We start from the raw sequence: 14,857 nt of genomic DNA on the forward strand, positions 1-14,857 counted from the left end.
CCTCCGAGGCCCCGGCAGCTCTAATGCCGAGGACTCGGAGGGCCGTCTGCGCGAGGCAGGCGGTCAGGGGCGGGCGGGCAGCTCCGCACGCTGGTTGGCGGTCGCGTGCTGCTGGGTGAGCCAGGCGATGGCGGCCGCGGTCATGTCGTCGGCTGCGGCGTCGGTGTTCAGCGGCGCGGTGTCGATGTCGCGCATCGCGTCGACGGACGGCAGCAGCCGCATGTACTCCGGGTTCGCGAAGTAGATCGGGCTGCCCTTCGGCAGCGGCGTCAGGTCGTAGGTGTCGCCCAGGCAGACCCGGTCCACGCGGCAGACGAACGTGTGGCTGGCCTGCCCGGTCCAGAACATCTCCGGGTCGCGGTACAGGACGAACTGGCCCCGCTGGAACTTGATCGCGGGGGTGGTGCTCTGGGCGCTGTCGCGCACGGCAACTCCTTGGCGGGTCACGTGGTCCGGACTGTCCGGCTCCCAGTCACCGCCCGACCCGGTCGCCACGGTGGTGGGCGGTCGGTGCGGGCGGATCAGGCAGCTGTCAGGCCACGACCACGAGCGGCCGGTGCGGGGCGATGACCCGGCCGTCGGGGAGCAGCTCGCCGGTGTCCTCGAAGACCAGGACGCTGTTGCACAACAGGCTCCAGCCCTGCTCCGGGTGAGCGGCCACGACGTACGCGGCCTCGCGGTCAGTGCTGTCGGCTGACGGGCACTTCGGGGTGTGCGTGCACAGCGAGTCCGGCAGCCGGGTGATCCCGGTCGTGGTCGTCGCGGTGTCGAGCTGGGTGTTGCTACGCATGGGCTCTCCTGCGGGGATGCGGGCCCGAGACTCTCCCGGGCTGGAGGCGTGCGAAAGGCTGGCCGCCCATACGGCGGGCGGCCAGCCTGGTTGAACAGCGCGGTGCGGGCAGGGAGTTGGCTGCCACTCCCGTCGGGCGGGAGTCAGGCGGCCGCGGCGCGCTTGCGGGCCTCGCGGCGCCTGAGGGAGCGGAGCTCCTTCTCGGACAGCCCGCCCCACACGCCCGCGGCCTCGCCCCGCTCCAGCGCGCCCTGGAGGCAGCTCTCGATGAGGGGGCAGCGGCGGCAGACGGCCTTGGCTTCCTCGATCTGGAGCAGCGCCGGGCCGGTGTCGCCGATGGGGAAGAACAGCTCGGGGTCCTCTTCGACGCAGGCCGGGCGGGGCCGGATCGGTGCGTCGGTGGAGACGGGCGCGTAGGCGTGGCTGCGTACGAGGGCGACTGACACTCGCATCTTCATTTGTGCCTCCCAGCAGGTCTGTGTGCGAGCCAGCCCCGGGCGGAATCCCCGGGGCTGGCTCGTGTGTTGGCGTCGGGCTGAGCTACTTGGTGATGTGGCAGCGGATCTGCTTGCCGACCGGCGAGGGCGCGATGTCCCAGCCGGGCGCGAGCATGTCCAGCAGGCCCAGGCCGCGCCCGGACTCCGCGCTGTCGCTGCCCATCGCCACCGCGCTGCGGTGAGGCAGCAGATCGGCGGCGGGGTCGTGCACGTTCACCTGGACGCTGCGCCCGGTGACGTACACCTCTACGACCAGCGGCACGTGATCACCGCAGGCCCGTACGGCGTTGCCGAGCAGCTCGGAGACGAGCCACTCAGCGGTGTCGGCGGTCGCCTGGCTGGCTCCGTACGCCACCGGCACCGAGGCGGTCAGACCGCGCACCGTGCTGAAGGCTGCCTCGGAGGCCGTGATGTGGGCGACGAAGCCACGGTCGCGGTGCTGGACGTACAGGCCGGGAACGCAGGCCGGAAGCGCCGGCCGCTGCGGACGGCGCTGGTCGTGCATGCGGGCCCGGCGCAGCATGTCGTCCATGTCCGGGCTGCTGTCTCCTCGTGCACCGGGAGGCGCGGGAGATGTCATGATGGGACTCAAAGGTTTTTCCTCTCACGGATTGACCTGCTGAACGGCCCTGGGGCGCTATCCCGGGGCCGCTCGTTTTGACTGCCAGTACGAGCAGCCACGGCCCCGGCCTCCCCGCGTGCGGGATGGCCAGGGCCGTGGTCGTTCGTGCGGGCCTCAACCCTGTTCGGCGTCGCGGCCGTCCGAGGCGGCGGTCGCGGTCCGAACGACGAAGCCATTGCGGGTGAGGTGGACTGTCGGGACCTGGCGGGTGGTGCGGTACAGGTCGGGACGGGTGCTACGCATCTGGTCCTGTGCGATCCCGGAGATCCGTGCGGTGAGTCGGCTGCCCGCCTCGCAGGGCGTGCCCGCCTTGCACGGCGAGCAGGTGGCGCGGTGCTGCTGCAGGGCCGTGCGCAGCTGCCCGTACAGAGCGGGGACCTTGGTCTGCGCGAGGCGGCTGATCAGCTTGCGCAGCTCGATCACCGTGGCGCAGTGCCCGAGGCGGCACTGCGAGCAGTCGTCCTGGAGGTGCTCGGCAAGCTGCTCGCGCGGGCCTCGAGCAGCGGAGTTCATCTGGGTGGTCGCAGGCGGGGCCTGGGGGCGGGGCTTGCGGACCGGGTTGGTGGTGCGCCGGCTGGACGCCGTGCTCTCAGCGGCGAGCAGCCGCTCGGTCCACTGCTCGGGGGTGATGTCGATCTCGATGCGCTGCGCGCTGCCGGGGCAGCGGCGGCCGTTGGACGGCTTGGCCTTGGCAGAGGCGTCGCGGTAGCGGCGGCCCTCGGGCTTCGGCTGCTCCACACCGTCACGGTGGGGGTGGATCATCGACCGGGTCAGGCGGTGCCAGGTCTTGCATTCGAGGCAGACGACCATGCGGGTCTCGCCCTCCCGAAGGTTAAGGTGCTCGGGGCGAAGGCTGCTGGCCTTGATGGGGGCGCGGCCGTTGTGACGCATCGAGTTGACTCCCTGGGTAGCGCGATTGCGTTCTCCTTCAGCCAGGAGCGGGCGGGGCCCGTTTTTCCTGACCGGCGGGCAGCGCAATAGCTGCGGGTGGCTCACCTGGCTGAGGCTCCAAGGGACCGCGTCGAACTCGTCACCAAGGCCGGCGTGTAAGCACGGACAACCAGACATATGAAGTTGATCGGGATTGGGACCGTGGGTCCGGCTCCCTCATCCGGCGCCGCCCGCGGGCGGTTCCGGGTGGGGGAGCCGGGTCCGAAGACCCGGCGGGAGCGGAGAGGTCAGGCCGCGACCGGCAGGGCCGTGGCGGCGGCCGGCGGCATGATGCGCAGCTGCGCGGCGTAGGGAATGAGCACGTCGACCAGGCGCTCGCGCACCGGCTCGGTGGCGACCGGGTCGGCGGCGATGTCGCGGGCGGCGAGCATGCGGTTCTCGCGGGCTTCGATCGCCTCGATGGCTGCCTTGATGTCCAGTCCGTCCAGCTGCTCATGGGGGAGATGACCAGCCGCGTACATCTCCAGCGGCATACCGAACGCCATGTCCAGGTCGACGTCGCCGAACTCGGGGAGCTCCACCTCAAGTTCGGCCAGGAGCGCCAGTGTTTCGGCGTCGAAGGACTCGCTGGCGAGGCTGGCGGCGGGACGGCGGGTGATGTTCATGGGGTGGTCCTCTCGCAAGGGGTCTGACCTGGTTGGTTCAGAGCGGTGAGTCGAGTAGGGCAGCACGGGGTGATCGGCAGATCGCTTGTCGTGACCTCGCTTGCCTCCAGTAGAGCAAATCTCTTTATAGAGGTCAACGATTCATTAGAGAGATGCGCTAAATTGTCAGGGCCGGCCTTGGCCTGCCTCTGCCGTCCGCCCGTACGATCAGCTCTATAGAGAGCCGACCCACTGGGAGACAGATGAGCCGCGAGGGCCAGACCAGCCAGCCCAAGTACCTGCGGATCGCCGCAGAACTGAGGGGTGCGCTCGAACGCGGCGACTACCAGCCCGGCGACCGTCTCCCAGGCGAGAACACCCTGGCTGCCAACTTCGGCGTAGCACCCCTGACGATGCGCCAGGCGCTCGGAGTGCTGCGCAGCGAGGGCCTTGTCGGGTCCCGCAAGGGATCCGGTTGGTTCGTTGAGTCGTTCCGCCCGATCAGGCGCCGGGGCATTCCCCGGCTGGCCCGCGGGCAGTGGGGCAGCGGGAAGACGATTTGGTCGGCAGACGACCGCCGCGCTCCGGACGTCGACCAAATCACGGTTCAGGAAGACACGGCCCCGCCGAACCACATCAGCGACGTTTTCGAGCTGGCGCCCGGCGAGACGGTCTGCATCCGCAGTCGGCGCTATGTAATGGAAGGACGCCCGGTCATGGTGGCGGAGTCCTACCTTCCCCAATCGCTTGTGGCAGGCTCGCCGATCACTCAAGCCGACACCGGCCCTGGCGGTATCTACGCCCGTCTGGCCGACCTTGGTCATGCCCCGGCCCGCTTCCGCGAAGAGATCCGCGTACGCATGCCCTCCGCAGAAGAAGCCGCCCGGCTGGCCATCCCTGCTGACAGGTCCGTCATCAAGCTGGCCCGTACGGCATTCGACTCCGAGGGGCGAGCGGTGGAGATCAACGAGATGACCATGGACTCGGCGGCGTACGTGCTCGACTACGAGTTCGACGCCTGATGTACCCGCTTCGTGACCCGGGCGCTGTGGGTTGCTACTCCCGCACAGGGAGCCAACCCACAGTGCCCGGCGTGCACGAAGCCGATCGCAAGAGGCCACGGAACTCACCGGTCCCGCCGGTGAGACGGCGTCAGCAATGCCTTAAGAATCAAGCCTGTCACGCTGGTGCTGGCCACGGTGGTGACGATGTCGCGGATTACCACCAGCAGAACCGTTACGACCAATCCGCCGGTCAGAATGACCGTGACGCGTATGACCACCGTGCCGCGGGGGTGTCCGCGCGGCCGGGTTCCTGCCATGGCTCTCGAGCAGGTGCAGTCATGTGTCAACCTCGCGCCGGTGGGCGTGAGATCGATGTTGCGGCCATGCGCGTCGGCAACACGGTGCCCCGTGTCGTGGGCATGCCGAAGCTCGTTCATCTCGCCCTCCTAGAGCCGAAGTTGGGGATCCCGGCTGGAGAAGCCGGTACTCCAGGTGTAGGCGTGATCTTGGGTGACTTCTACGGTTGCCCTGTATCCGTCCCGCGGATACAGGGACTTGGATACATCGAGGGGGCTCAACGTGGGGCAGAGGCCGAAGGTGCTGACGCCGGACCAGTCTCCCCAGCACCGCCTTGGTTACATGATCCGACAGCTGCGTGAGGCGCGTGGACTGTCCATGCGGGAATTCGCCGCGAGGACGTTCGTTTCGCACTCCAAGGTGCAGCGTTGGGAGAACGGGGCCCGCCCACCTCAGGACCGGGGTGAGGCGGAGCTCATCGACCGAACGCTTGGTGCTGGTGGGTTCCTGATCGAGCTGTGGCAGGAGATCGACCGAGGTGTATCCGAGCCCGCCCATGTATCCGGTTCGCCGCCCCATGTATCCGATACACCGGTCAGCCTGGCCACGGCCCTTTCGCACACGGCACCGTCAGACAGTGAGGGGATCTTCGTCCCTGCACGTCTCGACGATGGAACGGTGGTGCTCGTGGCACTCGATCGACGCGCGCTGTTGCGTGCCGGGGTGGGGGTCGGTGCAGCTGCGGTTGCCGGCATGGGGATGCCAGCAGCTTCAGCAATCAGCGCCGCCGAGGATCCCTTCGGGTTTGCGAAGACCGCCACGGAAAACTGGTCGGGCCTTCAGCTGTCCCGCCCGACCCCTGACTTCGGAGTTGACTGGCACGCCCTCATCCCAGGAGGCCGTTCCATGCTCGGCTCCCAACTCTCACTCCAGGTCCACCCCGCGCGCATCGAGGGAACCCGAGTGATCGTGTCTATCCCCGACCAGCGGCGGGCTGAGGAATTCCTGACGCGGCCCAATCGCAGCCTGCTGGTCGGGGCCGTCAACGCCGAGGGAGTCTCACGGTTCTACGCTCTGGACGGCCGATCGGCCCGCAGCAAGCTCGCGAAGAACGGCGGCGTGTACGAAGTCGCCGCGCCCACGGCCTACGAACTGGATGACCTCACCTACGGCATTCTGTGGGCCGTCAGCAACTACGACGACGCGCTACAGGCCGATGACCAGCCTCTTGCCGAGACCCGCAGCGATCTCAAGGCCTACGAGCGGCTGTCTTCCTCTGCGGTCAGCCGGGAAGCCGCACCCGGGTTGAACATGGTCGCCCACATGTGGCTGGGCTCGGACTTCTGCGCTCGCCACATCCTCCGGGCGCTGCCGGATCTACCAGCGCTGCCCGCGTTCTGGACGAGGGAACAGCGCGGTGAGGAGGCCAGCGCCTGGCTGATCTTCGATCACAAATACCCGTACCTGCGGGAAACCACGAAGGCGCTCGGCAGCACGAGCACCCGGGCGTTCTGCATCCCGGAGGAGGTGGTCCGCTCGTCTCCGAGGTACGAGCGGGTCCTGCTGTTCCTGGCCGTGGCGTTGATGGAGTCGCTCGGGATCCACGCACAGTTCACGTCCGATCCCGCATACGAGAGCGTTGAGGGTTTCGTGGTCTCGCCCGACAAGGAAGCGGTGATCGCGAACTGGGTGAGGGGCGACGGCATGTGGCACGTCGACGTGACCGCCCGGTCCTCGGTCGTCCGCGAGTTCACGATCGCGGCGCGCGACGTCGACGCGGACTCGCTCACCGCGGCGCCGACGGCTGCCGGACGGCTGCGTGCTCTGGCGCAGTACCTCGATCTGCCGTGGTCCTGGTTGATCCAGCGGTGCGGCCAGCTCGCCCGGTACGGATCGTCCGGGCTGACCCAGTCCCGCAGCCGACTGGTCTCCGCGGCTGGCATCGACGCCGCTTGCGCGTACGTGGCCTCTCTTCCGGCCGATCACTGATCCCGCACCATCATCTGCCTGTTCACGAAGGGGAAAGAGGCCATGGCCGACAACGTCCGGCGCGTCGCAGTGATCTCGCTCGGCGGCACGATCGCGATGACCGCGCAGACCGACGGCGGCGCCACGCCAACGCTGTCGGCCGACGACCTGATCGCCGCGGTACCAGGACTCGCTGACACCGGCATCAATGTGGAGGTACGTGACTTCCGCCGTCTGCCCGGCGCGTCGCTGTCCTTCTCCGACCTGTTCGAGCTCGCCGCGACGATGGAGACACTCGCGGTCGACGGCGTGGTCGTCACCCAGGGGACGGACACGATCGAGGAGACCGCGTACCTGCTGGACCTCGTCACCACGGGCGACATGCCGATCGTGGTCACCGGCGCCATGCGCAACGCGAGCATGGCGGGAGCGGACGGTCCCGCGAACGTGCTCGCCGCGATCCGCACCGCGGCCAGCGCCGAAGCACGGGGCACCGGCTGTGTGGTGGTGTTCGGGGAAGAGATCCACGCTGCCCGCTGGGTCCGCAAGACCCACGCCACGAGCCCCACCGCCTTCACCTCGTACCCCGGTCCGATCGGCTACGTCGCGGAAGACCGCGTACGCATTCTGGCCCGCCCCGACGCGGCCCCGACGATTGCTCCCCCGAGCGCCATCGCTCCCGCCGCACGCACCACCGTCTTCACGGTCGGGATCGGAGACGACGGGACGCTCCTCCAGGCCCTCGGTGACCACGTCGACGGCCTGGTCGTCGCTGCGTTCGGAGCCGGCCACGTCCCGAGGGCCTGCGTGGACGCCCTCACCGACCTCGCCAAGCGCATGCCGGTCATCCTGGCCACCCGCACCGGATCCGGCCCCGTACTGCGGCAGACCTACGGCTTCCCCGGCTCCGAGTCGGACCTGCTCGCCCGCGGGCTGATCTCCGGCAGCACGCTGGACCCGGTCAAGGCGCGCATTCTGCTTCAGCTACTACTGATGGCCAGCGCCGACCGGGACCAGATCATCCAGGCCTTCAGCACCCTCTCGTAACCGACCCAACAGCCCCGGGACCCCAACTTGCGCAGCTACGAACTCACCACCGGCCGGACCTTCGGCGTGACCTTCGATCACGGCGACGACTTCTTTCCCACCCTCGCCGACTTCTGCCGCAACAACAACGTACGGCACGGCTACATCCCCATGTTCATCGCCGGCTTCGCCGAAGCCGAGATCGTCGGCGCCTGCGAGAAGTTGAAGAACCCCGAGGCTCCCGTGTGGAGCAAGGTCCACCTGACCGGAGTGGAGGCCATGGGGTGCGGAACGCTCGCGTATGACGCTGAGACGGACACGGTCCTGCCGCACATCCACACCTCGCTGGGAGAGAAGGCGCGATCGGCCACCGGCCACACAAGCCATCTGCTCAGCGCCCGCGTCCAGTTCCTTGTCGAGATGCTCGTAGTCGAAGTCACCGCCCCGGTGATGACCCGGCCGAAGAACCCCGATCTCTACGACGTACCCCTGCTGACCTTCGACGCGTGACGGCCGCCTGAGGAGATCGGCTCCCGTGCCACGGACGCCGCGCGCTGACCGAAGCGGCGATGGCCGACCGCGGCGTTTATATGTTCCTACCGGAAGAGCCTCTTCCTGGTGTATCCGGCGCTGATCGTGAATGCTGTTCCGGTCCTCTGCTTCCCGTCAGGCGGGCGGCCAGCTTGGCCAGTTGCCCGCCGGACGGGAGGCCCGGAGATGTTGTCGATTTCCTATTGGCAGCGTCAGAAGAATCTGTTCGGATCATTGAAACTGCGCGCGTGACCTGCGCGTTCGTCTCAACAGCGGCTCGAAGATCTCACCGAGGAGGTGCGGCGAACGGATGGGCGAAGTGATCAGGCGCTTCGATGCGCCGCTCGGCCTCCGTAGTAGCCGGACTGAGCGCGTTCAGCGCGGCCTGGAGGGTGACGGAGTCCCGGTTCCATCTTTTCGGCGCGATGAGCTTCAGTCGCGGCGTTCCCTCCGGTGTGAGGACCTGGCTCTGGCAGTCGATGACCGGGATGAGCCCCTGACTGTGGGCGTAGAGCAGGACGGGCTTTCGGGCGATGAGCGAGCGGAGTTCGAGTCGGGCCACCGGGCCGAACCGGTAGACCCTGCTGCCCGCTCGTTTTTGCTTGCCCACTACTACGAGGCCGTCGACTTCCTCGGCGAATGTGGCCCAGTCGTACGGCCGGTCGTCGGTGAAAACGCTGCGGTAGTGCAGGACTTCAACGCCCTCGGGCAGCTCCTGTGTGATCTGCGCCAGCCAGTCATTCCACTTGGGCGTTTCCACTGTTCTCGGGGCAGCGCTCACGTACACGCGCACCGGAGTTCCGGGGGCGCGGCTGTCGGCGAGGCGCTGCATGGCCGCTGCAAAGCGGCGCTGCTGCAGCGGCGTGGCGAAGGACTCCACGTCCAAGTCCTGGGAGTCGGTCGACGGTGCATGCATGCTGCTCATCATGCCCGTGCGATCTCCGGGGCGGGCGCACAGGGGCAAACGGCTACCGAGCTGGCGGTGCGTCAAAAGGGAGCTTCGCAAGGCCGACACGGCGTGGGGCGGGGTGTTGTTACGCGCCGCGACGGGAGTACTGTGTCTGCGGATAAGATCAAAACAGCCATGGTTAAGCCCCGCGAGGCTGCACTCCGGGGCACGGCCGCAGACCAATCCAAGGCTGGTCTCGACATGGTTCAGGGTACCCGTACCCTCGGGCAGGCACACAACAAGGCACCTGCCGCCGTAGCAGCGATGACTCGTGCGTCGCTCCGGCGGGCGGGTGCCTTTCTCATGCTTCCGCACCGATCAGGGTGCGGGCACACCTCTCCCCGCGAGGGGGTCGAGATGACGTGAGTCTAGGGGCGGCGCCTGCTGTGCAGGGTTCCTAGCCGCCCGGGGCCCGGCCGCACGGTGATGCCAGTCACCTTGGCGCGGTGCCCCATCTGCTCTCCGGGTTCGGCCTGCCAGGGCCTTCCCGGAGGAGCTGCTCGCCCCGGTGCCAGCCGGCTGCGAGCGGTTCGATCTTGGTTCTCACCCAGAACCCGAAGCACCCCGAAGGGGGCTTCGTCATACCTGCTTCCGTAGAAGGAGGACGTCGTCATTCTGCACGACCAGATTGCCTTGCGCCAGCCTGGCTGTGCCCTTTTTGGCCAGGTTCGGGCGCCTCGAGCTTCTCGCGTGACGCAAATCGCGGGAGGCATTTGCGCATTTCACGGCATTATTCCTGAAGGTGATTGCTGCTCAGGCAGCGCGCGCTGGGGATGGCTCATCCACAGCTGCGTGCGTGACGCTCGCAGGTATGCCATCCCGTCTGACGGGAGCGGTTTCAAGATTTTTTGTCGCCTGGCGGGAGCGCCGGGGGCTGCCGGGGCCGAGCGGACTCTGTCCACAGGTGACCTGGGTCAGGGTCGTCGGATGGATCATGTTCTGGCCTCCCTGCGGGGTGCCCGGTGAGCGGCATGGCGGCGTGGGCCGCTGCCGTGGACGAGAGCGTGCCGGTTCGGCGGCAGCGGGTGCGGGTGCCGATGCGCTTGGTCGCGTCACCGCACTACCAGGACGTCGCGCTGTCCGTGTACGTGAAGGTGAAAGCGCTCGGGCTGCGGCCGGAGGGGTGTCAGGCGAAGTCGTCGACGATTGCCTCTTATCTGGGGATGTCGCCGGCGTCGGTGGAGCGTGGGATGACACAGCTGTGCCGTCCGGGCCCGGACGGTGTGGTGGAGCTGGTCTCGGATCGTCGGACGCTGCCGGGTGGCACGGGCACGTCGGCGGTGCGGACGGTGCGGGCGATGACGCGTACGGAGGCGTTCGTGTGGGTGCCGGTGGCGGCCGCGGAGGACCTCACGCCCCGGCAGCTGCGCGCGTTCGCGTTGATCGCCTACGCGCAGGCTCGGGGGATCGCGCTGACGGAGGCGGAGCTGGCAGCCGGCCTGCTCCACCACTCGGGCAAGAAGGCGGGTCAGCCGATCTCGGTGACGGCGGCTTCGGCAGTCGTGGACGCGGTGGAGGCGGCGCGCTGGGTGACGGTGCAGCGGCGCGCGGGGGCGCAGGGGCGTCACCGGTACATCGCGCACGCCATCGCTCCCGAGGCCCGTGCGGACGGTGGCTGCGCGGCGGCCGCCGGGGCTGCTGATGCGGCTGTGACTAGTGGTTCTGAGGAGTCGGTCAGTTCCCTGGTTGGTGAGGGATCGGGTTTGCCGGTTGGTGAGGGATCCCTCGTGAATGAGGAATCACCTAGGACTGACTCACCGGATGACGAGCGCGCGTTCTTCTCATCCGCCGTAGGCGAGGTACCGGTAGTTGAAGGCGACGGGCCTGTGGAAAACCCGGCTGATGCTGCTGCGCGTACGGAAGCTGGCCGTGGTCTCACGCTTCGCGCGGGTGGAAACAGCCAGCCCTCCCCCTCGAAGCCGGAAACGGAAAAGCGCAGCAGCAGGTGCGGGGGGTCGGCGCGGTCGTCGTACAACGGACCGCAGTTGGCCATGAGCCCGCACATCTACGCCGTGCTGGAGCCGGTGCACCTGCTGCTGGAGCGGGTGACCAGCGACTTCGTCCTCCGGCAGATCGCCCGTGAGGTGGGCCGCCAGCTGCGCGAGGGCACCAACGCCGAACGCCTGCACCACCGGCTGACCACCCGGTTCGCCAAGGTGATGCTCTCGGAGATCCGCGACCCGGGCCGGTGGCTGCTCGGGGTGGCCCTGCCGCGCTGGGGTTGCGGCTACCAGGACTGCGAGGCCGGCGTGCTGTGGTCGACCGGCAAGGACTGCGAGGTGTGTGCCGAGATCGTCCAGGACAAGGCCGCAGCCCGGCGCCGTGCCCAGCGCATCGAGCAGGGCCTGTGTCCCGAGCACGGCACCCGTCCCGGCCCGGGCGGCCGCTGCGTCGACTGCGTGCTGGACGACGCGGTCCGCAACCCGGCCCTGGTCTCGGCGCAGCGCGAGGTGGAGGGTTCGCCGCGCGGTTCCTGCGGGGACTGCGGCGCCCGGATCGTTGTGATCGGACGCGCCCTCGAGGACGGCCTGTGCAAGCTCTGCCGGGAGGAGGCCGCCGTGCTGGGCGCCGCCGTCGTGCCCGCGCCGACCGGCCCGGCCGGGCAGGAGACCTGCTCGGGCCGGGACGGAGATGTGCCGTGCGGGCGGGAGCCGCTGCCGTCGCGCAGCGTCTGCGGTATCCACCGCGTCCAGGAGCTGGCCGGGGAGGTCGCCTGATGACCGAGACCCCGCAGCTCAGTGGCGTAGACCTGGCCCGCGTCGCACTGCGCGCTGCCAAGGTGGCGGCGCAGAAGAACGGCGGCGACCGTACGACGCAGCCGAAGCCGCGCACGACCCGGGTGACCCGGCGCGGCGGGCGCGAGCCGATGGGGCTCGGTGCCGCGATCGGCGCGCTGGTGACCGAGCGGGCCTGGGAGCTCCCGGCCGCCGGCGCGACGCTGCGTGCGCGGTGGGAAGCCATCGCACCCGAGTTCGCCGGACACGTCGTCGCGGTCGGGTACGACGCCGACTCCGGCCGGCTCACCGTCTGCCCGGAGTCATCGGCCTGGGCGACGAAGCTGCGCCTGGAGCAGGCCCGGATCGTCGCGGCCGCCAACGAGTCGGCCGGCCGCACCGTGGTACGCGCCCTGCGGATTCTCGCGCCCGGCTCGGTGTCCGTGGCCGACTTGGAGGACGTCGCCCCGCAGTCCGCGGCCGTGTCGCTGGGGCCGGTGAAGACCAGGGAGACCGCATGCGAGGGCTACCGGCGCGCGCTCGCCGCGCATCAGGAGGCGCGCCCGGCGAGCACCGTCGACCCGGCGATCGCGGAGGCAGCCGAGCGGCAGGGCCGTGCGATGCGGGAGCTGAGCCGCCGCGCGTTCCCGGAGCCAGAGGCGTCCTTGGATGGTCAGCCAGCCCCGATTGAAATCGCCCGCGTTGAGCGTCGCCGTGAAGCCGCTGCCACACACGCGGCCGCCGTGCGGCGTGCCCGAGCCGAGCGCGCGGGCACGCCGCCGCGGGAGGCTGCGCCTCAGCCGGTCGCCAAGACGGCGTGAGCGAGCAGCTGTCCACCCTCGAACTAGCCCGGCCCTGTTGCCACCACAACAAGAAAGGCGTACACGTGTTCTATTTAGGGTGTTCGGCCTCCATAGCTCGTGGCCGATGCTTGGATGTCGGTGTCCGGCGGGATTACACCTCGTTGGATACGCAGCAGACCGCGGCTTTGAAGATGAGCGGCCGCGGCATACGGAGGGGTGTCCGGTGAGTGACCGCAGCGCGATTGAGTGGACCGAGGCCACCTGGAACCCAACGACCGGATGTGACCGGGTCTCGCCGGGATGCGACAACTGCTATGCCATGACGCTGGCCAAGCGTCTCAAGGCCATGGGGCAGGCCAAGTACCAGAATGACGGGGATCCGCGGACGTCCGGTCCCGGCTTCGGTCTGACGGTGCACCCGGATGCCCTGCAGATCCCGTACCGGTGGCGCAGCCCCCGGACGGTCTTCGTCAACTCGATGTCCGACCTGTTCCATGCCCGGGTGCCGTTGGACTTCGTGCGGCAGGTCTTCCAGGTGATGGCCGACACCCCGCAGCACACCTATCAGGTGCTGACCAAGCGGGCCCGCCGTCTGCGTCAGGTCGCCGACAGGCTGGAGTGGCCTGCGAACGTGTGGATGGGGGTGTCGGTGGAGAGCAGCAAGGAGCTCGCCCGGGTGGACGACCTGCGCCGCGTCCCGGCCGCCGTACGGTTCTTGTCGTGCGAGCCCTTGCTCGGGCCTCTGGACGGCCTGGACGTCACGGACATCGACTGGGTCATCGCTGGTGGCGAGTCCGGGCCGCGTTTCCGGCCGATGCAGCAGGAATGGGTGACCGGCATCCGCGACGTATGCACGGACGCCGGTGTGGCGTTCTTCTTCAAGCAGTGGGGCGGCCGCACGCCGAAGTCCCTTGGGCGCGAGCTCGAGGGGCGCACCTGGGATCAGATGCCGGCTCGGGAGACTGTTACCGCAGGCTGACCACACTGGCCTTGGTGAGACGGCCGGCGGGCATGACCACACGGCCGTCTCCGTCCAGGGCCTGGAGAGCCTTCTTCGCGTCCCGGGCACGCCACTGCGACGTTTCCAGCAGGAGCCACTGCTCGAGCTGTTCGAGGCTGACGGGTCCCTGACGCAGCCGCTGCTGGACCAGGGCCAGCAGCTCGGGGTCGGTCACCTCCCCTTCGTCGAACAGCGAGACCTGCCCGACGGCTACGGCGTTACGGACGCGGGGATCCCTGAAGCGCATGCCGTCGCTCTTGTCGACCCGCCACATGGCGTCCTTCATCACCTCCACGCCGCGGGGGTGCTTGGTGCCGAAGACCAGGTACAGCGGCTGGCCCGTCCTCGGCACTACCTCGAACTGCAGGCGGTAGTCGAAGCCGACACGGTGCAGGGCTTTGCGGTAGCTGTCCAGCCAGGCCCGCCACATCTCCTCGCTGTCGCGTGCTGCGGCAACGTGCGTCCAGTGCTGGCGGCCGCCGAAGACGCCGTCGACGATGTCCTCGTTGAGTTCCTTGCGCCGGCTGAACCAGTTCGGCCCGAAGGTGACGATGACTTCGCTGGCGCGGTTCGCGGCGATGCGGCCCATCACGGACAGAGGTGTGTTGACGTTGCCCCAGCTGTCGAAGACCCCGAGGATCGGCTGGCCCCATGCCTTCAGCTCGGTCAGGAGCCGCTCGCTGTCCTGGCCCGCCTCGCCGCGCCGCACCTCCACACGCACGGGCAACTGGTCCAGAGGCCCGAAGTTCTCGTACAGCTGGTTCACCAGGTGCTCGTATGTGGCGCGGTCCTTCTCGATGAAGATCAGCTGTACCCGCTCTCGGGACAGGCCCATCCGGTGCACAAATTTGTGGTTCAGTAGCCCACGCAGGTTGAACACCGGGGAGCCCTCTTCACCGGCCTCGTAGCGGCCCGGCCCGGCGAACGCGTCGAGAAACGTCACCTTCGACCAGCTGCGGCCCGACTGGGGGCTGGGCTGGAGCAGGATCGGCCACCAAGCGTCGAAGTAGCTTTTGTACAACCGGTGCTTGGCTGCCGTCGCCGGTTCCAACGGCCACAGAACACCCATTCCGACCCCCCTCGGACAACGCAACGTGGCAAAGATTGTCCGCTGAGTGACC

The 14,857-nt window shown here is 68.7% G+C and carries 16 protein-coding genes; 7 read left to right on the top strand and 9 right to left on the bottom strand.

Features of this window, described 5'->3' with window-relative positions; translation table 11 throughout:
• Positions 1-63 precede the first annotated feature (63 nt).
• From ABT147_RS36185 to ABT147_RS36210, 6 genes are all read right to left on the bottom strand, one after another.
• Complete coding sequence (locus ABT147_RS36185; protein WP_351414269.1) at positions 64-426, bottom strand: hypothetical protein; 363 nt, start codon at positions 424-426, stop codon at positions 64-66.
• Positions 427-532: 106 nt separating this feature from the next.
• On the bottom strand, positions 533-724 hold the full coding sequence (locus ABT147_RS36190) for a DUF5999 family protein (RefSeq protein WP_351414332.1): 192 nt from the start codon (positions 722-724) through the stop codon (positions 533-535).
• Positions 725-933: 209 nt separating this feature from the next.
• The gene (locus ABT147_RS36195; RefSeq protein WP_351414272.1) at positions 934-1,248 is read right to left on the bottom strand and encodes a WhiB family transcriptional regulator; all 315 of its coding nucleotides are present in this window, start codon (positions 1,246-1,248) and stop codon (positions 934-936) included.
• 82 nt (positions 1,249-1,330) lie between these two features.
• Positions 1,331-1,819, bottom strand: a complete 489-nt coding sequence (locus tag ABT147_RS36200; RefSeq protein ID WP_351414274.1) for an ATP-binding protein — start codon at positions 1,817-1,819, stop codon at positions 1,331-1,333.
• A gap of 204 nt (positions 1,820-2,023) precedes the next feature.
• Positions 2,024-2,800 carry a hypothetical protein gene (locus ABT147_RS36205; protein WP_351414276.1) on the bottom strand — a complete coding sequence of 259 codons (777 nt, stop codon included), beginning with the start codon at positions 2,798-2,800 and terminating at the stop codon, positions 2,024-2,026.
• Positions 2,801-3,087: 287 nt separating this feature from the next.
• Entirely contained in the window at positions 3,088-3,465 is a 378-nt protein-coding gene (locus ABT147_RS36210; RefSeq protein ID WP_351414278.1) for a hypothetical protein, read from the bottom strand.
• Positions 3,466-3,707: 242 nt separating this feature from the next.
• On the opposite strand from ABT147_RS36210, the gene ABT147_RS36215 reads away from it, so the two are divergent.
• Positions 3,708-4,466 (top strand): GntR family transcriptional regulator, encoded by a 759-nt coding sequence (locus ABT147_RS36215; RefSeq protein WP_351414280.1) that lies wholly within the window; start codon positions 3,708-3,710, stop codon positions 4,464-4,466.
• A 104-nt stretch (positions 4,467-4,570) separates the two neighbouring features.
• Here the strand turns inward: ABT147_RS36215 and ABT147_RS36220 are convergent, their stop codons facing one another.
• On the bottom strand, positions 4,571-4,885 hold the full coding sequence (locus tag ABT147_RS36220; RefSeq protein WP_351414282.1) for a hypothetical protein: 315 nt from the start codon (positions 4,883-4,885) through the stop codon (positions 4,571-4,573).
• A 202-nt stretch (positions 4,886-5,087) separates the two neighbouring features.
• Between ABT147_RS36220 and ABT147_RS36225 the strand changes: the two genes are divergently transcribed.
• From ABT147_RS36225 to ABT147_RS36235, 3 genes are read left to right on the top strand one after another with little or no spacing between them, the layout of a single operon-like run.
• Positions 5,088-6,734, top strand: a complete 1,647-nt coding sequence (locus tag ABT147_RS36225; protein WP_351414284.1) for a helix-turn-helix domain-containing protein — start codon at positions 5,088-5,090, stop codon at positions 6,732-6,734.
• Positions 6,735-6,776: 42 nt separating this feature from the next.
• Positions 6,777-7,760, top strand: coding sequence for an asparaginase (locus ABT147_RS36230; protein WP_351414287.1), 984 nt, complete (start codon positions 6,777-6,779; stop codon positions 7,758-7,760).
• Positions 7,761-7,787: 27 nt separating this feature from the next.
• Entirely contained in the window at positions 7,788-8,249 is a 462-nt protein-coding gene (locus ABT147_RS36235) for a PPC domain-containing DNA-binding protein (RefSeq protein WP_351414289.1), read from the top strand.
• Positions 8,250-8,556: 307 nt separating this feature from the next.
• Here the strand turns inward: ABT147_RS36235 and ABT147_RS36240 are convergent, their stop codons facing one another.
• On the bottom strand, positions 8,557-9,150 hold the full coding sequence (locus tag ABT147_RS36240) for a hypothetical protein (RefSeq protein WP_351414292.1): 594 nt from the start codon (positions 9,148-9,150) through the stop codon (positions 8,557-8,559).
• A gap of 1,040 nt (positions 9,151-10,190) precedes the next feature.
• Between ABT147_RS36240 and ABT147_RS36245 the strand changes: the two genes are divergently transcribed.
• The 3 genes from ABT147_RS36245 (at position 10,191) to ABT147_RS36255 (ending at position 13,715) form a co-directional block, all read left to right on the top strand.
• Positions 10,191-11,936, top strand: coding sequence for a hypothetical protein (locus tag ABT147_RS36245; RefSeq protein ID WP_351414334.1), 1,746 nt, complete (start codon positions 10,191-10,193; stop codon positions 11,934-11,936).
• Positions 11,936-12,754, top strand: a complete 819-nt coding sequence (locus ABT147_RS36250; protein ID WP_351414294.1) for a DciA family protein — start codon at positions 11,936-11,938, stop codon at positions 12,752-12,754. The genes ABT147_RS36245 and ABT147_RS36250 overlap by 1 nt, the downstream gene beginning before the upstream one ends.
• A gap of 205 nt (positions 12,755-12,959) precedes the next feature.
• A complete protein-coding gene (locus ABT147_RS36255) occupies positions 12,960-13,715 on the top strand; it encodes a DUF5131 family protein (protein WP_351414296.1) in 756 nt (251 codons plus the stop codon).
• Here ABT147_RS36255 and ABT147_RS36260 read toward each other — a convergent pair.
• Positions 13,702-14,805: a three-Cys-motif partner protein TcmP gene (locus tag ABT147_RS36260; RefSeq protein ID WP_351414298.1), complete on the bottom strand. Its 1,104-nt coding sequence runs from the start codon at positions 14,803-14,805 to the stop codon at positions 13,702-13,704. The two genes, ABT147_RS36255 and ABT147_RS36260, sit on opposite strands and share 14 nt — an antisense overlap.
• Between the last annotated feature and the right edge of the window lie 52 nt (positions 14,806-14,857).

It is taken from the genome of Streptomyces sp. NPDC001868 (assembly GCF_040297125.1).
Classification (GTDB): Bacteria; Actinomycetota; Actinomycetes; order Streptomycetales; family Streptomycetaceae; genus Streptomyces.